General features: G+C 72.0%; 17 protein-coding genes and 1 pseudogene. 11 read left to right on the forward strand and 7 right to left on the reverse strand.

The genetic code is table 11. From position 1 onward, the window contains the following. The first annotated feature begins 39 nt into the window (after positions 1-39). The 3 genes from pheA to OIU81_RS17520 all read left to right on the forward strand — a co-directional run bounded on the left by pheA (position 40) and on the right by OIU81_RS17520 (position 3,753). Positions 40-966, forward strand: a complete 927-nt coding sequence (gene pheA / locus OIU81_RS17510; RefSeq protein WP_329148927.1) for a prephenate dehydratase — start codon at positions 40-42, stop codon at positions 964-966. A gap of 685 nt (positions 967-1,651) precedes the next feature. Then, positions 1,652-2,941 (forward strand): serine--tRNA ligase, encoded by a 1,290-nt coding sequence (gene serS, locus OIU81_RS17515; protein WP_329148929.1) that lies wholly within the window; start codon positions 1,652-1,654, stop codon positions 2,939-2,941. Continuing rightward, the gene (locus OIU81_RS17520; protein WP_329148931.1) at positions 2,938-3,753 is read left to right on the forward strand and encodes an HAD family hydrolase; all 816 of its coding nucleotides are present in this window, start codon (positions 2,938-2,940) and stop codon (positions 3,751-3,753) included. Before serS ends, OIU81_RS17520 begins: the two co-directional genes overlap by 4 nt. On the opposite strand, the gene OIU81_RS17525 is transcribed toward OIU81_RS17520, so the two are convergent. The 3 genes from OIU81_RS17525 to OIU81_RS17535 are packed head-to-tail and all read right to left on the reverse strand — an operon-like array spanning position 3,741 to position 5,699. After that, complete coding sequence (locus OIU81_RS17525; protein ID WP_329148933.1) at positions 3,741-4,511, reverse strand: rhomboid-like protein; 771 nt, start codon at positions 4,509-4,511, stop codon at positions 3,741-3,743. The genes OIU81_RS17520 and OIU81_RS17525 overlap by 13 nt on opposite strands. An 11-nt stretch (positions 4,512-4,522) precedes the next feature. Continuing rightward, on the reverse strand, positions 4,523-4,696 hold the full coding sequence (locus OIU81_RS17530) for a hypothetical protein (RefSeq protein WP_329148934.1): 174 nt from the start codon (positions 4,694-4,696) through the stop codon (positions 4,523-4,525). 52 nt (positions 4,697-4,748) lie between these two features. Continuing rightward, the gene (locus OIU81_RS17535) at positions 4,749-5,699 is read right to left on the reverse strand and encodes a MerR family transcriptional regulator (protein WP_329148936.1); all 951 of its coding nucleotides are present in this window, start codon (positions 5,697-5,699) and stop codon (positions 4,749-4,751) included. Positions 5,700-5,961: 262 nt separating this feature from the next. On the opposite strand from OIU81_RS17535, the gene OIU81_RS17540 reads away from it, so the two are divergent. The 5 genes from OIU81_RS17540 to mltG all read left to right on the forward strand — a co-directional run bounded on the left by OIU81_RS17540 (position 5,962) and on the right by mltG (position 11,055). Beyond that, positions 5,962-6,282, forward strand: a complete 321-nt coding sequence (locus OIU81_RS17540) for an SAV_915 family protein (RefSeq protein WP_329148938.1) — start codon at positions 5,962-5,964, stop codon at positions 6,280-6,282. Between the two features lie 60 nt (positions 6,283-6,342). Beyond that, on the forward strand, positions 6,343-7,761 hold the full coding sequence (gene lysA, locus OIU81_RS17545; protein WP_329155197.1) for a diaminopimelate decarboxylase: 1,419 nt from the start codon (positions 6,343-6,345) through the stop codon (positions 7,759-7,761). 169 nt (positions 7,762-7,930) lie between these two features. Continuing rightward, positions 7,931-8,641 carry a FadR/GntR family transcriptional regulator gene (locus OIU81_RS17550; protein ID WP_329148940.1) on the forward strand — a complete coding sequence of 237 codons (711 nt, stop codon included), beginning with the start codon at positions 7,931-7,933 and terminating at the stop codon, positions 8,639-8,641. A gap of 164 nt (positions 8,642-8,805) precedes the next feature. Beyond that, entirely contained in the window at positions 8,806-10,095 is a 1,290-nt protein-coding gene (locus tag OIU81_RS17555) for a CynX/NimT family MFS transporter (protein WP_329148942.1), read from the forward strand. A gap of 117 nt (positions 10,096-10,212) precedes the next feature. After that, entirely contained in the window at positions 10,213-11,055 is an 843-nt protein-coding gene (gene mltG, locus OIU81_RS17560) for an endolytic transglycosylase MltG (protein WP_329148944.1), read from the forward strand. Between the two features lie 94 nt (positions 11,056-11,149). Here the strand turns inward: mltG and OIU81_RS17565 are convergent, their stop codons facing one another. From OIU81_RS17565 to OIU81_RS17580, 4 genes and pseudogenes are all read right to left on the reverse strand, one after another. Continuing rightward, the gene (locus OIU81_RS17565; protein ID WP_329155199.1) at positions 11,150-11,869 is read right to left on the reverse strand and encodes an ABC transporter permease subunit; all 720 of its coding nucleotides are present in this window, start codon (positions 11,867-11,869) and stop codon (positions 11,150-11,152) included. Positions 11,870-11,948: 79 nt separating this feature from the next. Further along, a complete protein-coding gene (locus OIU81_RS17570) occupies positions 11,949-12,860 on the reverse strand; it encodes an ABC transporter ATP-binding protein (RefSeq protein ID WP_329148945.1) in 912 nt (303 codons plus the stop codon). 85 nt (positions 12,861-12,945) lie between these two features. Then, positions 12,946-13,901, reverse strand: a pseudogene (locus OIU81_RS17575) (ABC transporter permease subunit). Beyond that, a complete protein-coding gene (locus OIU81_RS17580; RefSeq protein WP_443074150.1) occupies positions 13,891-14,913 on the reverse strand; it encodes an ABC transporter ATP-binding protein in 1,023 nt (340 codons plus the stop codon). Before OIU81_RS17580 ends, OIU81_RS17575 begins: the two are co-directional and overlap by 11 nt. Positions 14,914-15,154: 241 nt before the next feature. On the opposite strand from OIU81_RS17580, the gene OIU81_RS17585 reads away from it, so the two are divergent. From OIU81_RS17585 to OIU81_RS17595, 3 genes are all read left to right on the forward strand, one after another. Continuing rightward, positions 15,155-16,021, forward strand: coding sequence for a M24 family metallopeptidase (locus OIU81_RS17585; protein WP_329148948.1), 867 nt, complete (start codon positions 15,155-15,157; stop codon positions 16,019-16,021). 236 nt (positions 16,022-16,257) lie between these two features. After that, a complete protein-coding gene (locus OIU81_RS17590; RefSeq protein ID WP_329148950.1) occupies positions 16,258-18,066 on the forward strand; it encodes an SDR family oxidoreductase in 1,809 nt (602 codons plus the stop codon). A gap of 291 nt (positions 18,067-18,357) precedes the next feature. Beyond that, positions 18,358-19,287: a metal-dependent hydrolase gene (locus OIU81_RS17595; RefSeq protein WP_329148952.1), complete on the forward strand. Its 930-nt coding sequence runs from the start codon at positions 18,358-18,360 to the stop codon at positions 19,285-19,287. Positions 19,288-19,312 lie beyond the last annotated feature (25 nt).

The raw sequence follows: 19,312 nt of genomic DNA on the forward strand, positions 1-19,312 counted from the left end.
GGCGGGGTGCCCCCGCAGTTACGCGAGGGAGTCCTATCCATGTCGGCCAGCCGCTATACCTATCTCGGCCCCGAGGGCACCTTCACGGAGGCCGCGCTGCGCACCCTGCCCGAGGCGGCCACCCGCGAGCTGGTGCCGATGGTGTCGGTGCCGGCCGCCCTGGACGCGGTGCGCGCCGGTGAGGCCGCCGCGGCGCTGGTGCCGATCGAGAACTCCGTCGAGGGCGGGGTGACCACCACCGTCGACGAACTCGCCGCCGGCGAACCGCTGATGATCTACCGCGAGGTGCTGCTGCCGATCGCCTTCGCGCTGCTGGTGCGCCCGGGAACGGCGATCAGCGAGGTGAAGACGGTGACCGGGCATCCGGTCGCCCAGCCGCAGGTGCGCAAGTGGCTGGCGGCCCAACTCCCGGAGGCCGTATGGGAGTCGGCGGCCTCGAACGCCGACGGTGCCCGGCTGGTGCAGGAGGGCCGCTACGACGGCGCCTTCGCCGGCGAGTTCGCGGCCGCGCCGTACGGCCTGGAGCCGCTGGTCACCGACATCCATGACGCGCAGAACGCGGCCACCCGCTTCGTGCTGGTGGGCCGCCCGGCCCGGCCCGCCTCGCCCACCGGCGCGGACAAGACCTCGGTGGTGCTGTGGCTGGCCGAGGACCACCCCGGCGCGCTGCTGGAACTGCTCCAGGAGTACGCGGTCCGCGGGGTGAACATGATGCGGATCGAGTCCCGGCCGACCGGCGAGGGCATCGGCCGCTACTGCTTCTCGGTGGACTGCGAGGGGCATCTGACCGACCGCCGCGTCAGCGAGGTCCTGATGGGGCTCAAGCGGGTCTGCCGCGAGGTGCGCTTCCTGGGCTCGTACCCGCGGGCGGACGAGGTGCTGCCGACCGTCCGGCGCGAGATGACCGACGCGGCGTTCACCGAGGCGTCGGACTGGCTGGGGCGCTGCCTGGACGGGCGGGGCTGAGCGGGCACCTCGGGCGCGGTGCGACCCGGCGGCACGGGCCCTGCGGAACGGCACGACCTGCGGCTTTGGCAGGGCTGTGAGTTATCCACAAAGTTATCCACAGGCCCGGTTCTCGACCTGTGGGTAAGTCGACATGAGAAACGGACAGAGTCGACAAATCGCCCTACTGATCCCACATCGCTCCACAGCGCCTCACGTCGGACAGCGTCAGCACAATTCAGGTGATCAATCCTTTAGGGCGAGGCAATCCCACACGAAAGAGTGCGTGAACGGCGTTTGGACAGAGAATCCATAGCCGAGCATTTCGGGAGCGGAATGATCTCCTCCGACTTCCACAGATCTCACACACAGCCTGTGGATAACAATCCAGAAACCCCCAGCCCCTGTGGACAACCAGGGGAATCCCGGGGGATAACCCTGACCCGCACCCCGCTCGACAGCCGCCCAACTGCCGCCCCGCGCGCAGTGGATCACCGGCGGGGGCGCCGCGAAATCCCCGCCCCGGAACGACCCCTGAACGCCGCGAAAGCCCCGCGCCGACCACCTTGCACCCTGGAATGCGGAGGCATTTCCCGTCGCTTTCCTTCCGTCACCCCTAAGGGAATAAACACCCCAAAACGGACAAAATGCCGTGCGGGGGAATATCGCGTCGAGCGACGCGGTGGGGCCCCGGTAGCCTGGGGGGGTGATTGACCTTCGCCTGCTCCGTGAGGACCCCGACCGTGTGCGCGCGTCCCAGCGCGCCCGTGGAGAGGACGTCGAGCTCGTCGACGCGCTTCTCTCCGCCGACGAGCGGCGCAGGTCGTCCAGCGTCCGCTTCGACGAGCTGCGTGCCGAGCAGAAGTCGCTCGGCAAGCTCATTCCCAAGGCCGCCGGCGACGAGAAGGCCGCGCTGCTGAAGAAGGCCGGTGAGCTGTCCGCCGCCGTCAAGGCCGCCGACGCCGCGCAGGACGAGGCCAAGGAGGAGACGCAGGCGCTGCTGGCGAAGCTCGGCAACCTCGTCCACCCCGACGTCCCCGTGGGCGGCGAGGAGGACTTCACGGTCCTGGAGACGCACGGCACCATCCGTGACTTCACCGCCGAGGGCTTCGAGCCCAAGGATCACCTGGAGATCGGCGAGCTGCTCGGCGCCATCGACGTCGAGCGCGGCGCCAAGGTCTCCGGCTCCCGCTTCTACTACCTCACGGGCATCGGCGCGCTGCTGGAACTCGCCCTGGTCAACGCCGCCATCGCGCAGGCCACCGCGGCCGGCTTCACCCCCATGCTGACCCCCGCCCTGGTGCGCCCGCGCGCCATGGAGGGCACCGGATTCCTCGGCCAGGCCGCGGAGAACGTCTACCACCTGGAGAAGGACGACTACTACCTGGTCGGCACCTCCGAGGTCCCGCTCGCCGCGTACCACATGGACGAGATCGTCGACGCGGCCAAGCTGCCGCTGCGCTACGCCGGTTTCTCGCCCTGCTTCCGCCGCGAGGCCGGCACCTACGGCAAGGACACCCGCGGCATCTTCCGGGTCCACCAGTTCGACAAGGTGGAGATGTTCTCCTATGTCGCGCCGCAGGATGCCCAGGCCGAGCACCAGCGCCTGCTGGACTGGGAGAAGCAGTGGCTGACCGGTCTGGAGCTGCCCTTCCAGGTGATCGACGTCGCCACCGGTGACCTCGGCGCCTCCGCCTCCCGCAAGTTCGACTGCGAGGCGTGGATCCCCACCCAGGGCAAGTACCGCGAGCTGACCTCGGCCTCCAACTGCAACGAGTTCCAGGCCCGCCGGCTCTCGGTCCGGATGCGCGAGACCGTCGACGGCAAGCAGAAGGTCTCGCCGCTGGCGACCCTGAACGGCACGCTCTGCGCCGTTCCGCGGACCATCGTGGCGATCTTCGAGAACCACCAGCAGGCGGACGGCTCCGTGCGCGTCCCCGAGGTGCTCCGCCCCTACCTGGGCGGCCGCGAGATCCTGGAGCCCGTCGCCAAGTGAGCACGCCGGATCCGCTGCCCTACAAGCTCATCGCGACGGATCTCGACGGAACGCTGCTGCGCCCCGACGAGACCGTCTCCGAGCGCACCCGCCAGGCGCTCGCCGCGGCCACCGCGGCGGGCGCGGCGCACCTCGTCGTCACCGGCCGGGCCGTGCCCTGGACCCGGCACATCCTCGACGCCCTGGAGTACAAGGGCCTTGCGGTGTGCGGACAGGGCGGTCAGGTCTACCACGCCGGTGAGCACCGGCTGCTGACCTCGGTGACGCTGGACCGCCAGCTGGCCGGTCTGGCGCTGTCCAAGATCGAGGCGGAGACCGGCCCGCTGCATCTGGCGGCGAGCCGCGACGGTCTGGAGGGCGAGGTGCTGGTCAGCCCCGGCTATCGCGTCCAGGAGGGCCCGCTGCCGAACGTCCTGCTGGACGACCCCGGCGAGCTGTGGGCGGCCCCGCTCAACAAGGTCTACATCCAGCACCCGACCCTGGACGACGATGCGCTGGCGCTGGCCGCGCGGCAGATCGCCGGGGATCTGGTGGGGGTGACGGTGGCCGGCGAGGGCATCGTCGAGCTGCTGCCGCTGGGCCTGTCGAAGGCCACCGGGCTGTCGCTGGCCGCCCGCCGGCTGGGGATCACCGCCAAGGAGACGCTGGCCTTCGGCGATATGCCCAACGACATCCCGATGTTCGCCTGGTCCGCGCACGGCGTGGCCATGGCCAACGCCCATGACGAGCTGAAGGCCGTCGCGCACGAACTCACCGCCTCCAACGAGGAGGACGGCGTCGCGGTCGTGCTGGAGCGGCTCTACCTCTCCTGACCGTCCTGCGGCCCGGACTCCGCGGGCGGCCGGACGGCCGGGCCGGTGGTCTCCGAGCCGGTGGTCTCCGGCCCGTGCGCCCCATCCGGTGGCGCCTCCCCGGCCTCCCCGGCCTCGGCAACCGCCGCCGGAGTCAGCGGCCAGGCCGCGAAGCCCATGGTCAGCGCGATGGCATGACCGAAGTCGGTGAAGCTCGCACCGGTCAGCAGCGGAATGCCGAAGAAGATCAGCACTCCGGCGACGTAGCCGTACCGCCAGGGCGGCCGCAGCCGGTACGTCAGCACCCCGGCGGCCGCCGCCAGCCCGTACGAGACGCCGATGTCGACCACATGGGTCATCGACCGCGGCAGCCGGTGCCCCTCGATGGCCAGCAGGACGAGTTCCTGGCTGGCGAGGGTGGCGGCGATATGCGCGCCGCCGACGGTCAGCAGCCAGCGCGTGGTCCCCGTCCAGCGCTCCACGTTGGCGTGCAGCAGCTCGAACATCACCACGTAGAGCAGGAAGGACGCGGGGCGTTCGATCCAGAAGCCGCTGATCAGCAGCGACGGCAGCGGATGCTCGTTCAGCTCGTGGATGTTGCTGCTGGTGCGGTGGACGAGGAACTGCCCCAGCCCCTCGGAGGCGGAGGCGACGACCAGGCTGGTGACCCCGATGACCAGCAGCCAGATGTGCGTACCGGGACTGCTGCGGACCCACTCCTTCGCCCAGACCAGGGGATTGCCGCACCGCGTCCGCACACCGGGGCGCGGCGGCTCCATCGGTGCCCCCATCAGCGGCGCCCACGGGGGGCGGGGACGGCAGGGGAGGCGGTGACCTGCGGTCCGGGGCCCTCGATGTGCCGCAGGAGGGGCGCGGTCCCGCCGAAGTCGGTGCGGGGGCCCCGGGGGTGGCCGATGGCGTCCCCCGGGACCGTCCCGTCCTGATTCCCGTCGATTGTCACCATTCGAGGCTAGCGCGCGGCGGATTGCGCCGCCGGGGGCGTGTGAGGGCGGTGCTCAGGCCCGGACCACCGGCTCCTGGATCTCGGTGATCCATTTCTCCTGGTCGGGTGGGCACTCCAGGTAGAGCTCGCGGGCGTAACCGGCGGAGCGGTAGCCGTTGGTGTCGATCCAGTGGGCCAGGTTCTGGACGGTGGGCAGGATCCGGCTCATCGGGCCGTGGTGGACCACCGTGGCGGCGCAGTCGAGGCCGCGGAGGGTGACGACCTCGAAGCCGGGGCCGTCAGCGCCGGCCGTCGTGGACCTGCCGTCGGCCGTGAGTCCGGCCTTGTCCAGGGCTTCCCTGGTGATCACGAACCCGGCGTGGACGACGAGGGCCTCACTGCCGGGGGCCGCCATCGGGCCGCTCCCCTCCCCGGCGTTGCCCTCGTCGCCTCCGGTGGGCCGCTCGCTGCCCGCTCCGGTCCGCGGTGCGTCCTCGTAGTAGGCCAGGCCCGGTCCGGCCGGGGTCAGCCCGGCCGTCTCCAACTGCCGGCACAGCTCGGTGTAGAGCGGCTGGATGACCGGCCCGATGTCCTCGGGCCCGTAACCGGCCGCGATTCCGGTCAGCTCGGCGAGCAGTACCGTTCCGGTGCGCTTGACCACCACATCGTCGGCAGACATGCGTCCCTCACTCTCGATCGTCCGGAGCCTCGCCTCGACCTGGGCCAGCCGCGCACCCGCCGCCGTCAGCGCCGCTTCCAGCTCGGCCCGGCGCAGCCGCAGCATGCCGCGCAGTTCCGGCACGCTCACCTCCTCGGTCAGGATCGCCCCCACCTGCTGGAGGCTGAAGCCGAGGTCCTTGAGCGCGATGATGCGGTTGAGCCGGGCGAGCTGGGCCGCTTCGTAGTAGCGGTAGCCGCTGACGGGGTCGGTGCGGGCCGGGCGCAGCAGCCCGAGCGCGTCGTAATGGCGCAGCATGCGGGCCGACACACGGCCGTACCGGGCGAAGTCTCCGATGGTGAACATGACGCCTTCCAGTGGAGTGCTTTCCACAGTGTCAAGGTCAAGCGGGGGCGGTCCAGGGCCTGCCGGCGACTCCCCTGCGTCACCGCCGCCCCACAGTCGGCCACCGGGCGGCAGCATCGCGTCAAGTAGGGCCCACAACCCGTCAATGACGCGTCAGTGACCGGACGGAAGCCCCGCATCCCGGGCATAGCGTCAGAGCCGAGCCCCGGCATACGCGTTTCCCACCGGTCCGGGGCCGCTGTTCTGAACGAGGAGCGACGCCGTGTCCCACCCCCTGTACGCGGAAGATCCCGAGCCTGCCGAACCCGTCCCGGCCGGGCTGCTGTGCGTCCCTGTCCGGTCGGGCCCCGCGGGCTGCACGGCCCGCCTGTTCCGCACTCCGCTCGGCGGCCGCACCGCCGTCGGCTTCACCTCGCCCCAGCGGCTCGCCGCGGTCCTCGGCAGCGGCCAGCCGTGGGTCAGGCTCTCCGAGGCCGCGCTGCGGGCGCTGGCCGAACCCGTCGGAGCGAGGGTGCTGACCGTGGATCCGGGGTTCGTCCCCGACACGCCCCGGATGCACGGTCACCATCTTCGGGCCGTCTGAGGGAGGGCAAGCGCCATGAGTCACCTGAGTCACCTGAGTCATACGAGCCGCATGAAGTCGATGAACGGCCACACCCTGCCCCGGACCGTCGGGGAAGCCGCCGCCCCGCCGGCCGGCGCTGTCGCCGCCCCGCCGTACACCGCCACCCGGCCGCCCTCCGACAGCGAGCCGCCCTCCGGCGACGGGCCGTTGTCCGTCTGGCCCGGGTCGACGACACCGCTGGGCCAGGACGACCTTGCCGTCGGCGGCGTGCCGCTCACCGAAGTGGCCGACCGGTTCGGCACCCCCTCCTATGTCCTGGACGAGGACGAGATACGCCGCCGCTGCCGCGCCTACCTGCGGGCCTTCCCCGACGCCGAGGTCTACTACGCGGCCAAGGCCTTCCTGTGCCGCGCCATGGTCCATTGGGTGCGGGAGGAGGGCCTCGGCCTGGACGTCTGCTCCGCCGGCGAACTGGAACTGGCCGTCACCACCGGCTTCCCGCCCGAGCGGATGGTGCTGCACGGCAACGCCAAGAGCCCGGCGGATCTGCGGGCCGCACTGCGGCTCGGCGTCGGCCGGATCGCCCTCGACAACACCTCGGAGATCGCCCGGCTGGCCGCCACGGTCCCGGCGGGCACCCGGCAGAAGGTACTGATCCGGGTCGTGCCGGGGATCGCCGCCGGCGGGCACGCCAAGATCCGGACCGGGACCGACGACCAGAAGTTCGGGCTGTCGATCGCCGACGGCTCCGCACAGCACGCCATCGCCCGGGTGCTCAGCCAGCCACGCCTCGAACTGGTCGGGCTGCACTGCCACTTGGGCTCGCAGATCACCACCGTCAAGCCGTATCTGTCGGCCGTGCGACGGCTGATCGGCCTGCTGACCCGGATCCGCGAGCAGCACGGCGTCACGCTGCCCGAGCTGGACCTCGGCGGCGGCCACGGGGTCGCCTACCGCCCCGGTGAGCCGGCGCTCGACCTCGCCGCCTTCGCCTCCAGGGTCCGCGCGGAGCTGGCCGGCGGCTGCGCGGCGGCCGGCCTGCCGGTGCCCCGGCTGGCCGTCGAGCCCGGCCGCGCCGTGGTGGGTCCGGCCGGTGTCGTCCTCTACCGGGTGCTGTCGGTCAAACGGACCGGCGCCCACACCTTCGTCGCGGTGGACGGCGGGATGAGCGACAACCCGCGGCCCGCGCTGTACGGGGTGCGCTATGCCCCGCGGCTGATCGGACGCGACACGGCGGCCGCGACGGAGCCGGTCACCGTCGTCGGGCGGCACTGCGAGGCGGGCGATGTGCTCGCCGCCGATGTCCCGTTGCCCGCCGATGTCCGCCCCGGCGATCTGCTGGCCGTTCCCGTCGCCGGCGCCTACCAGCTCTCGATGGCCTCCGGTTACAACCTCGTCGGCCGGCCGCCGGTCATCGCCGTCACCGGAGGACATGCCCGCCTCCTCGTACGCCGCGAATCCCTGGCGGACATCCAGGAGCGGGACGTCGGACTGTGAGGGCGGGGGGCGCCTCCTGGTGCCCCCCCCCCGCTCCGACTCTCGCCCCCGCACGCGCTCCCACCAGGCATCTTCTTCACCCCCGCTACTTCCATGTACGATGAATCAGTCAGTTGTAGGATGACAGGGCAACTGGCACCGGGAGCTCATCGACAGGGACGGAACGGCCATGGCACTGCAGGCGGCGGGACGGCGCTCACTCGTGGACACCGTCGTCGATGCCCTGCGGGCCCAACTCGCCGCCGGGGAGTGGACGGTGGGGTCCCGCATCCCCACCGAGCATGCGCTCGCCGAACAGCTCGAAGTCGGCCGCAACACCGTCCGCGAGGCGGTGCGGGTGCTCGTCCATGCGGGGATGCTGCGCTCACGGCAGGGCGAAGGCACCTTCGTGGTGTCCACCGCGGACCCCGGTGACATCATGCGAGGCGTCCAACGGGCGGGCATCCGCGACGTATTGGAGCTGCGGATCGCGCTGGAGGCGGAGGCCGCCCGACTGGCCGCGCTGCGCCATGAGCCCGCCGACCTGGCACGGATGCGGGCCGCGCTCGACGCGCAGACCGACCTCGCGGACGCAGAGGGCCAGCCCCACGCCGACCACCTGGAGCTCTACGCCGATCACGACATCGCCTTCCACCGGGCCGTCGTCGAGGCCGCGCACAACACGGCGCTGACGGCCACCTACGGCTGGTTCAGCAGCTCGGTGCGGGAGGCGCTGGTCAGCGCGCTCGACGACCGGGCGATGCCGAGGATCCTGCACGGTGATCACCGCGCGGTCATGGACGCGATCGCGGCGGGCGACCCGGAGGCCGCGGAGCGGGCCACGCGCGCCCTGCTGGAGAAGCCGAAGCGGGCCGTCGAAGCCCTGCTGACCGACGGCTGAGGGCCTGCCTTCGGGCTGCACACCGAGGCGTTCCGTCGACTTTCGCACGCGCGAAGCCGCGGTGCCTCGGTGCCGGGGCGGGCCGGCCGGCTCCGGGGAGCGGACGCAGGGACGAGCCGCGCGGCAGATCGCCGCAGCCGGCCAGACGAGCGGAGGAACAGAGTATGCCCAGCACACCCGAGCGGGGAACCGCGGTGATCGACGCCGAGGAGGATCTGGTCGCGACACCGCCGGTCGCCACCGCCCGCCGCCGGCTGCGGGCCCACCCCGCCCTGCTCCTGGCCGGGATCGTGCTCGCCGCGCTCAACATGCGGACCGCGCTGGCCGGCGTCTCCCCGCTGCTCGGTGAGATCGGCCGGCACTTCCGGCTGACCCCGACCGCCAGCAGCCTGGTGACGACCATTCCGCTGGTCTTCATGGGTCTCGGCTCGATCATCGCGCCGAAGCTGGCGCGGCGCTGGGGCACGGAGGCGGTGCTGTGCGGGGCGCTGGTGGCGCTGTGCGGCGGCATCGTGCTGCGGATCGCGCCGCCGGTGGTCGCGCTGTTCGCCGGGTGCGCGGTGGTGGGTTCCTCCATAGCCCTGCTGAACGTGCTGATGCCGGGGCTGATCAAGCGGGACTTCCCGGAGCGGGCCGCGGGGATGACGGCGCTGTACTCGACCGCGATGATCCTGGGGGCGACCGTTTCGGCCGCCACGGCGGTCCCGCTGGAGGATGCGCTCGGCAGCTGGCAGGGTTCGCTGGTCTCCTGGTCGCTGCTGGCCGCCGTCGCCGCGGTCGTCTGGATCCCGCAGGCCCTGCTCGTCCGGTGGGGCAGCCGGCACGGCGCGCCCGCGGCCACCCCGGCGCACCACGCCGCGGCCGGGCCGAAGCTGAGCCGTTCCCCGCTGGCCTGGCAGGTCACGCTCTTCATGGGCTCGCAGTCGCTGATCGCGTACGTGAGCATCGCCTGGATGCCGACGATCTTCACCGACCACGGCATGGCCAAGAGCGAGGCGGGGCTGGTCTTCGCCTTCAGCACCCTGCTGCAGATGGCCGGTTCGTTCGTGGTGCCGGTGCTCGCGGGGCGGATGCGGCGTCAGCGCCTGCTGGGTGTGGCGGTGTCCGCGCTGATGGCCTGCGGCGTCACCGGTCTGCTGCTGGCACCGGTGGCCGGCGCCTGGCTGTGGGCCGCGCTGCTCGGCGTCGGACAGGGCGGTGCGCTGGGCCTGGCCCTGACGATGATGGTGCTGCGCTCCGGTGACGCCCACACCGCCGCCCGGCTCTCCGGCATGGCCCAGACCGGCGGCTACCTCCTCGCCGCCGCCGGGCCCCTGGTCCTCGGCGCCGTCCACCAGGTCACCGGCGGCTGGAGTGTCCCCCTGGTCCTGCTGCTCGTGGTCTGCGCCGGCCTGGCGCTGCTGGGCGCGGGCGCGGGACGGGACCGGCGGATCGGGGAGGGGAACGGCAAGTAGCGCGTACGGGGAGGGAAGCGGGCGCCGGGGGGCGCAGGGGGCGGGGCCCCGGAGATCTCCTGGGCCCCGTTTCGTGGTGGGCACCGCATGGTGTGGACGGTGTCCTACCGTGCCCCCATGAGCGAGGTTCAGCACACCGATCGCCGACCGGGACCGCGGTCCTCCCGTCGTGGCCGGCTCCTTCTTGCGGCCGCCCTGCTCGTCCTGCTCGTCCTGCTCGTTCTGGGTGTCCTGCTGCTGGCCCGGTGGCTGCGCGGGCGGCAGGCCGTGGGGACCCTGACGGTCCCGGAGGGGCAGCGGGCCGGCCAGATCTACGCCGCCGCCGACAAGGCCCTGAAGCTGCCCGCGGGTTCCACGGCGAAGGCCGCCAGGAGCGCGCACCTCGCGCTGCCGGACGACGCACACGGCAATCCCGAGGGCTACCTCTTCCCGGCGACCTATCCGCTCCGCTCGGACACCACTCCGGCGTCGCTGCTCACCTACATGGTCAGCACCGCCAGAAGGCACCTCGCCGACGACGGCGTCTCCTCCTACCGGACGGTGGTCCTCGCCAGCATCGTGCAGGCCGAGGCGGACCGGCCCGCCGATATGGGCAAGGTGGCCCGGGTCATCACCAACCGGCTCGACCACCACATGCCGCTGCAGATGGATTCGACGCTCAATTACGCGCTCGGCCGCAGCACGCTGCGCACCAGCCACGCCGACACCAGGATCGACAGCCCGTACAACACCTACCGGAAGCAGGGCCTGCCGCCGACGCCGATCGACAGTCCCGGGGCGGACGCGCTGAGGGCGGCCGGGGCACCGCCCGCCGGTGACTGGCTCTACTTCGTCACGGTCACACCGGGCGACACCCGCTTCACCGCCGACTACCAGCGGCATCTGAGGAACGTTCAGGAGTTCAACCGCCGGCACAGGGGCGCGGCGAGCGGCGGCGCGGCGAGCGGCGGCGGGGCTTAGGCCGGGTCCGTGACGTCCCGACGCCGACGGGCCCGCGGGGCGGCAGGGACGAGTTCCGTCCTGCCGCCCCGCGGGCCCGGCCGCCCGGAGGGGGTTACTCCTCGCCCGCCAGGGTGTGCGCCTTCAGACGGCGGCCGGCGTACCAGGTGGCGACGGCCGTGACGCCGACCAGCAGGCAGATGGCGGCGGGCAGTCCGACGTCCGAGGTGATCGCGCCCTCCGCGGCCACCCGCTGGCCGACGGCCAGCGCCCACTGCTGGATGCTGAGGGTCTTCGCGCCCGGGATGAGCGTCCCCATGAGCGCTTCCCAGACCAGGGCGTAGACCAGGCCGAACACCACGGCGTGCCGGGTGAGCGTGCCGAAGAGGAGGAAGAGGGCGCTGTAGGCGACCGAGGCGATCGCCGCCGCCACCGCGTACCCCACGGCCATCTGCTGGCTGTTGCCGTTGAGGAGGAAGCCGGCGAGCAGGACCGGCAGGGCGGAGAAGGCGACCGTGACGCCGATCGCGACGAGGAGCTTGGTGAAGATGATCGTCGGCCGGGGCACCGGCTTGGCCAGGAGATAGACCACCGAGCCGTCGTCGATCTCCGGACCGATCGCGCCCGTACCGGCGATGACGCCGATCAGCGGCACCATCGTGCCGAGCGCGAAGCCGCCCAGGATGCCGCCGGCGGTGGAGTCGTCCGCGCTGGCCAGCGCACGGACGGCGATGGCGAGCACCACCAGCAGGGTGGGCAGGGCGAAGAGGATCAGGGCGCGCCGCCGGCCGAGCAGGGCGCGGTAGGTGAGCCGGGCGACGGTCGGGTGGAACAGTGCGGCCTTGGGCGCGCGCGGGGGCGCGGGCGAGGCCGTCGGAGTGGTCGTGGACATGCGTCAGGGCTCCTTTCAGGCCTCAGGCCGCTACGAGGTAGGAGAAGACGGATTCCAGCGACTCGTCGGAGGGAGAGACCGTCAGCAGGCGGATGCCGTGATCGCGGGCGACCCGCGGCAGGAGTGCGGTGAAGCGCCCGAAGTCGACCGCCTGGACGCGCAGGGCGCCTTCGGCGAGATCCACCTCGATCCCGGCCGTCGAGGGGTCGGCGATCAGGGCACCGGCCAGCGCCCGGTCGTTGTCGGACCGGATGAGGTAGCGGTGCGGGCGGTCCGTCATCAGGCGGCGGATCTTGCGGAAGTCGCCGGACGCGGCGTGCCGTCCGGCCACCACCACCTCGATGTGGGAGGCGAGTTGCTCGACCTCTTCGAGGATGTGCGAGGAGAACAGGACCGTCCGGCCCTGGTCGCCCATCTGCCGCAGCAGCTCCATCAGCTGCATCCGCTGGCGCGGGTCCATGCCGTTGAACGGCTCGTCGAGCAGCAGCACGGACGGATCGTGGACCAGCGCGGACGCCATCTTCACGCGCTGGCGCATGCCCTTGCTGTAGGTCGAGATCTTGCGGTCCTGGGCGTACTCCATCTCGACGGTGGCCAGCGCCCTGGCCGCCTCCGCCCGGCCCAGGCCGTGCAACTCGGCGTTGGCGACGACGAATTCGCGCCCGGTGAGGAAGTCGTACATCGCCTCGCGCTCCGGGACGATGCCGATGTGGCGGTAGATGCCGGCGTTGCGCCAGATCGTGGCGCCGTCGAGGGTGACGGTTCCGTTGGAGGGCGCGAGGAAGCCGCCCATCATGTTGATGAGGGTGGACTTGCCGGCGCCGTTGGGGCCGAGCAGGCCGGTCACGCCGGGGCCGATGGACATCGTGATGTCGTTGACGGCGACGACGTTGCCGAACCAGCGCGAGACATGGTCGATCGAGAGGTGCGTCATGGGCGCGGCCCGTTCCTTCGGAGGGTCGTGGTGGGGCCGGGGGCGCCGCCCGGCCGGCGGCGGGCGGGCCTGCGGCGGGCGGGCATCACAGCCCGGCCTTCCGGTAGCGGCGCAGCAGCAGGGCATAGCAGCCGGCGATGACCGAGAGCGTGACGAGGAGATAGACGAATCCGACGCCGGTCGAGGGCGCTATGCCGTCGGGGAAGGAGCTGGTGCCCCCGAGGAACACCGACTGCACCCCGTCGATCAGGGTGATGGGGGAGAACAGCCCCAGCCAGCCGGCGGCGGAGTCGTTGCCCTGGATGTGGGCGATCCCCTGGAGCGCGCTCACCGCGCCGTACGGAATGGTCAGGACGGCGATCACGGCGGCGACGCCGAAGCCGCGCCGCGGGGTGACCGCGGAGACGACCAGGCCGATCCCGGCGAACAGCAGCGAGAGCAGCACCACGGAGACCAGTCCCTGTGCCAGCCCCTTGGTCTGGTCGAGGAAGTCCATCTTCGCCAGCAGCGCTCCGGCGTAGAGCACCAGCAGGGGGGCGGTGGTGAGGGCGAACAGGGCGGCGGCCATGGCCGCGAACTTCGATGCCACGTAGTCGCCCCGCTCGATGGGGCGGGAGAAGTACAGCGGTATGGACCGGAAGCGCAGATCGCGGGAGACCGACTGCGGCGCCTGGGACGCCAGATAGAGGCCGATGACCGCCTGGAGGTAGACGGCATAGCCGGAGTAACCGACCGGGAGCTTGCCGGCCTTGGTGAACACCGCCACCGCGACCATGATCGCGGCGGGCAGGCACATCACGGCGAAGAGCAGCATCGGCAGCACCTTGCTCTTGGCCGAACGGCCCAGACCGTAGGCGCCGCGCAGGCTCTGTGAGAAGAGCGACCGGCGGGCATAGGCGCGGCCCAGGCGGGGCCGTCGTAGTGGCGGTAGCCGATGTTGTGGATATGGGCGCCGCCCGGCGCACCGGCTACGGACGTCGCGGACGGGGGTGCCGCGGGCTGGGAGGTCGCGGACTGGGGCGTCGTGGGCTCAGGCGACATCGTGGGCGCCTCCGTCCTGGGTGGCGTGCGGGGCGCGCGGGGCGCCCGCGGGGGCGGGGGTGGCCTGCGCCGCGTCCGCGTCACGGAAGACCTCGGCGATCTGGTGGCGGCGCTGTTCCATCCGCACCAGGCCCAGCCCGAGCCCGGCGAGGGTGTCCCGCACCAGGTCGTAGGTCTCCTCGCCGGCCGCCTCCACATACAGGAGGTGGCCGGAGGAGGCGAGGCTCTCGGAGCCGCCGGCGGCGGTGGTCACCGCGACGCCGGCGGCGGCCAGGGCCGTGCGCAGCGCTCCGGTGCCGTCCGGATGGGCGTCGGTGTCCGTGACCTCGACCGCCAGCGAGGCCGTGACCTGCGTGAACTCATCGGTCGAGGAGGAGCGCAGGAGTTTGCCGCCATCGATGACGACGACATGATCACAGGTGCGCTCCAGCTCTCCGAGGAGGTGGGAGGTCACCAGGACGGAGATCCCGAAGTCGCGGTGGACGCGCTGGATCAGACCGAGCATCTCGTCCCGCCCGGCCGGGTCGAGGCCGTTGGTGGGCTCGTCGAGGAAGACCAGCTGCGGGTCGTGGACCAGTGCCTGGGCCAGTTTCACCCGCTGCTTCATGCCCGTCGAATAGCCGCCGATGGGGCGGTAGCGCTCCTCGTAGAGGCCGACGTGGCGCAGGGTGTCCGCGGTGCGCTCGCGGGCGGCGGTCGGCGGCAGGCCGGACATCCGGGCCATGTGCACGACGAATTCGGTGGCCGAGACGTCGGGCGGCAGACAGTCGTGTTCGGGCATGTAGCCGACCCGTTCACGGATGGTGCTGCCGTCCTTGGTCACGTCCAGGCCGAGGACATGCGCACTCCCCTCGGTGGCCGGGGCCAGTCCCAGAAGAATCTTGATCAGGGTGGACTTACCGGCGCCGTTGGCACCCACCAGGCCCGTTACGCCGGGGGCGATGTCAACGGAGAGCCGGTCCAAGGCGGTCACCCGCGGGAACCGCTTGCTCAGGCTTTCGGTCACGATCACAGTCACGTCCTAGACGGTAGTGGCGCCCGCCACACCGGTCGTCAGCCCAGACGATGGGATCTCTCTCCCCCTGCGGTAGTACATGCCCGTAGGGGTCTCCTTCTGGGAGCTCCCCCGGCGTCGGGGGCGCGGTGCCCGCACCCGCCCCCCTTGACGCAGCCGCCGGTCATTGTCACATTCATCGGTGTCAAGTTACGAGCACGTACCGCGATGAAACTGCTCAGGGACGGGACGGTTGGCGATGGCATCGGTCACCACAGCGACCGCACGGGAAGCCACGGAACTCAGCGCCGGGCTGAGGGGGTTCAGAGAGGTCCAACGGCTCGCCTATGCCTGTGCGGAGGCGGTGGCCGCACAGCTCAGGCCCGGGGTCACCGAGCGTACGGCGGCGCGGATGCAGCGCGAGTGGCTGCGCGAGCGCGGTGTACGGGACTGGTTCCATCTGCCGTTCGCGTGGTTCGGTGACCGCACCGCCTTCGTCAACTTCCGGGTGCCGCTGCAGTTCTTCCCCACCCACCGTGCGCTGGAGCCCGGGATGCCCTTCATCCTCGACATGGCCCCGGTCCACCAGGGGTTCACCGCCGACATCGGCTACTCGGGCTGTCTGGGCCTCAACCCCGTGCACGACCGGCTCCTCGCCGACCTCGAAGCACACCGGGACCTGATCCTGCGCGAGGTGCGCGAGCGTCGGTCGCTGCGGGAGATCTACGAGGACGTCGACCGGCTGATGGTGCGGCAGGGCTATGCCAACCGCCACCGCGCCTACCCCTTCGGCGTGATCGCGCACAAGATCGACCGGGTCGGGCAGCACCGCTGGTCCCCCACCCTCTTCGGGTTCGGCGCCCGCTCCCTGCGGGGACTCGCCTCCGATGCGCTGCACGGCCACCGTGACGGCTGGTCCCCGCTGTGGAGCCCGTACCGCTTCTCCGATCACCCGCCGACGCCGGGGCTGTGGGCGGTCGAACCCCACCTCGGATTCCGGGGCACCGGCGCGAAGTTCGAGGAAATCCTGGTCGTGACGGACTCGGCGGACCCCCAGGAAAGCGCCTTTTGGCTGGACGGCGATCTGCCGCATGTGCGGCGCTGGCAGGAGGAGAAGGCCGCGTGAACACGGGACGGGGACGTGGAGGGGGACAGGGGCATGGAGAGCCGCCGGAGCGTGGAGAGGGGCCGGGGAATGGGGACGGGCAGGGGCAGGGAAACCGGCAGGGGCAAGGAGAGGGGCACGGGTATGGGGAAGATCGGGGACAGGAAAGCGGGCATGGGCGGGGCAGGCGGCGTCGGCAGGCGGAGGGGCCCGGCCGGGCGAGGGGTGGGCGACGGGGCGCTGTGCGGGGGCAGGGGATGAGCCGGGTGCAGCGGGACGGGGCGGGCCGCGGGACCGGTGCCGGTGCGGGGATCGCGGGGGCGCGGGAGCGACGGGTGCGGACCGGCGGTATCGAACTGTGCGTCGCGGAGCTGGGGGATCCGGAGCAGCCCACGGTGCTGCTGGTGCACGGCTATCCCGACAGCAAGGAGGTGTGGTCCGAGGTCGCCCGCGGGCTGGCCGGCCGCTTCCATGTGGTGCTCTACGACGTCCGGGGCTGCGGCCGGTCCACGGCCCCGCGGCCGCTGCGGGGCGGCTTCACCCTGGAAAAGCTGACGGACGACTTCCTGGCCGTCGCCGACGCCGTCAGCCCCGGCCGCCCGGTCCATCTCGTCGGCCACGACTGGGGCTCGGTACAGGGCTGGGAGTTCGCCACGGTGCGGCGTACGGAGGGCCGGATCGCCTCCTTCACCTCCATGTCGGGCCCGTCCCTGGACCACTTCGGCCACTGGATCAAGAAGCGGATGACGCGCCCCACCCCCCGGCGCGCCGCCCAGCTGCTCCACCAGAGCGCCAAGTCCTGGTACGTCGGCATGCTGCACACCCCCGTGCTGCCCGAACTGGCGTGGAAGGGCCCGCTCGGCAAGCGCTGGCCGCAGATCCTGCAGCGGATGGAGAAGGTGCCTGCCGGGGACTACCCCACCGCCTCGCTGCCGAGGGACGCGGCGCATGGCGCCTGGCTCTACCGCGACAATGTGCTCCCCCGGCTCCGCCGCCCGCGCAGCGACGCCTATGCGCACTGCCCGGTCCAGCTGATCACCCCCACCGGCGACGCCTTCCTCTCCGAGCGGCTCTATGACGACCTGGAGCAGTGGGCTCCCCAGCTGGTGCGCCGCACCCTGCCGGCCAAGCACTGGGTACCGCGCACCCGTCCGGACCAACTGGTGTCCTGGCTCGGTGCGTTCATCACCGCCAAGGAGGAGGGTGATCCGGCGAAGCGGGTCGTGGCGTCCGGGCCGCACGCCGACCGGTTCGGCGGACAGCTGGTGCTGGTGACCGGCGCGGCCAGCGGCATCGGCCGGGCGACGGCGTTCGCCTTCGCGGAGGCCGGCGCGCGGATCATCGCCGTCGACCGGGACTCGGAGGGCGCGGCACGGACCGCGGAGATGTCCCGGCTGATCGGCGCACCCCAGGCCTGGGCGGAGGTCGTCGACGTCGCGGACGAGACGGCGATGGAGAAGCTCGCCGACCGGGTCCACGCGGAGTACGGCACGGTCGACGTGCTGGTGAACAACGCCGGCATCGGGCTGGCCGGCTCCTTCCTCCAGACCGCCACCGAGGACTGGAAGAAGGTCCTGGACGTGAACCTCTGGGGGGTCATCCACGGCTGCCGGGTCTTCGGCAGGCGGATGGCGGACCGCGGCCAGGGCGGCCACATCGTCAACACCGCCTCGGCCGCGGCCTTCCTGCCGTCGAAGCTGCTGCCCGCCTACAGCACGTCCAAGGCGGCCGTCCTGATGCTCAGCGAGTGTCTGCGCGCCGAGCTGGCAGGGCAGGGCATCGGCGTCACGGCCATCTGCCCGGGGCTGATCAACACCGCCATCACCAACACCGCCCGCTTCACCGGGGTCCCGGCCGACGAGGAGAAGCGTCGCCAGGACTCGGCCGCGCGGAAGTACCGGCGGCGCAACTACCCGCCGGAGAAGGTCGCCGACGCCATCCTGCGTGCGGTCGTCCACAACCAGGCGGTGGTGCCGGTCACCCCCGAAGCACGCGGCGCCCATCTGCTGTCCCGCTTCGCCCCGCGCCTGCTACGCGCCTTCGCCCGCTTCGAGCCGCGGTTGTAGCACCGGGTACCGGCCGTTGTGTGGCCGCCGGGCATGGCGCCACGCGGCCACACACAGCCACGCACGGCCACACACCGGCCACATGGCCACACGCACAGAGCCACAGACGCCTCGCATGGCCCCGGCACGACGCCGGCACGGCACTGGCCGGGCCGGCCGGAGCAGCGACCGCCCGGCCCCGGGGGGCCTGGCGCCCCCGCCGGGAGCCGGGACAACCGGCCAGGAGCCGGGATAACCGGCCAGGAGAACCGCCGGTGGCCAAAAGAACCGAGCACCCCAGGAGCACACCGCATGAGCACCCCGGACTTCCCGTCGCACCCCCAGGAGCCCCGCCCCATCGCGCCGCGGCGGGTCTCGTTCGACTGGCAGGCCACGCCGCTGGTGTGGATACCGGACGAGCCCACCGCCACCCACGTCATCAATGTGCTGCACCTGCTGCTGCCGGCGGGCGAACGATGGTTCGTCAAGGTCTTCAAGGAAGCCCTGCCGCTGGTCCGGGACGAGCAACTCCGCACGGACGTCAAGGGCTTCATGGGCCAGGAGGCCACCCACAGCGTCCAGCACTCCACCGTGCTCGACCACCTGGCCCACCAGGGCCTGGACACCGCCCCCTACACCCGGCACATCGATTCCCTCTTCGCCCGCCTCCTGGGCGAGAAGCCTCCCTCCGGCATTCCGGTCACCGACCGGGAGTGGCTGCGCTTCCGGCTCTCCGTGATCGCCGCCATCGAACAGTTCACCGCGGTGCTCGGCGACTGGGTGCTGCACGCCGAGGGCCTCGACCGCGCCGGGCCCGACCCGGTCATGCTCGATCTGCTGCGCTGGCACGGCGCGGAGGAGGTCGAGCATCGCGCGGTCGCCTTCGACATGTACCAGCACACCGGTGGCGAGGACCCCGGCCGTTATCTCCGCCGTGTCCTGGGCATGGCCATGACCGCCCCCGTGCTGCTCTATCTCTGGGGCTGGGGCGCCGCCTACCTCCTGCGGCACGACCCGCAGCTGGCCGCCCCCTCCCGCTACTCGCTGCGCGCGCACCGCCGCGCCGTCCACAAGGGGCTGCTGCCCACCTGGCGTGAGCTGGGAGCGGCGATACCGCGGTATCTGCGACGGTCGTACCATCCCTCGCAGGAAGGGTCGCTGCGCACGGCCGTCGCCTATCTGGCCTCCTCCCCGGCGGCACGGGCCGCGGCGGGTGCGGTGGGCCGAGCGGCTCTCCCGTAGCGCGCGGCCATGGTGTGAGGAGCAA

It is taken from the genome of Streptomyces sp. NBC_01454 (genome assembly GCF_036227565.1).
Taxonomy (GTDB): domain Bacteria; phylum Actinomycetota; class Actinomycetes; order Streptomycetales; family Streptomycetaceae; genus Streptomyces.

What these genes read in the sequence shown, in the direction of transcription:
- lysA (WP_329155197.1), top strand. Translation starts at nt 6,343, where the DNA reads ATGAACGGCCACACCCTGCCCCGGACCGTCGGGGAAGCCGCCGCCCCG.
- OIU81_RS17535 (WP_329148936.1), bottom strand. Translation starts at nt 5,699, where the DNA reads ATGTTCACCATCGGAGACTTCGCCCGGTACGGCCGTGTGTCGGCCCGC.
- OIU81_RS17525 (WP_329148933.1), bottom strand. Translation starts at nt 4,511, where the DNA reads ATGGAGCCGCCGCGCCCCGGTGTGCGGACGCGGTGCGGCAATCCCCTG.
- OIU81_RS17555 (WP_329148942.1), top strand. Translation starts at nt 8,806, where the DNA reads ATGCCCAGCACACCCGAGCGGGGAACCGCGGTGATCGACGCCGAGGAG.
- OIU81_RS17590 (WP_329148950.1), top strand. Translation starts at nt 16,258, where the DNA reads ATGAGCCGGGTGCAGCGGGACGGGGCGGGCCGCGGGACCGGTGCCGGT.
- OIU81_RS17550 (WP_329148940.1), top strand. Translation starts at nt 7,931, where the DNA reads ATGGCACTGCAGGCGGCGGGACGGCGCTCACTCGTGGACACCGTCGTC.
- OIU81_RS17595 (WP_329148952.1), top strand. Translation starts at nt 18,358, where the DNA reads ATGAGCACCCCGGACTTCCCGTCGCACCCCCAGGAGCCCCGCCCCATC.
- OIU81_RS17530 (WP_329148934.1), bottom strand. Translation starts at nt 4,696, where the DNA reads ATGGTGACAATCGACGGGAATCAGGACGGGACGGTCCCGGGGGACGCC.
- mltG (WP_329148944.1), top strand. Translation starts at nt 10,213, where the DNA reads ATGAGCGAGGTTCAGCACACCGATCGCCGACCGGGACCGCGGTCCTCC.
- OIU81_RS17570 (WP_329148945.1), bottom strand. Translation starts at nt 12,860, where the DNA reads ATGACGCACCTCTCGATCGACCATGTCTCGCGCTGGTTCGGCAACGTC.
- OIU81_RS17585 (WP_329148948.1), top strand. Translation starts at nt 15,155, where the DNA reads ATGGCATCGGTCACCACAGCGACCGCACGGGAAGCCACGGAACTCAGC.
- pheA (WP_329148927.1), top strand. Translation starts at nt 40, where the DNA reads ATGTCGGCCAGCCGCTATACCTATCTCGGCCCCGAGGGCACCTTCACG.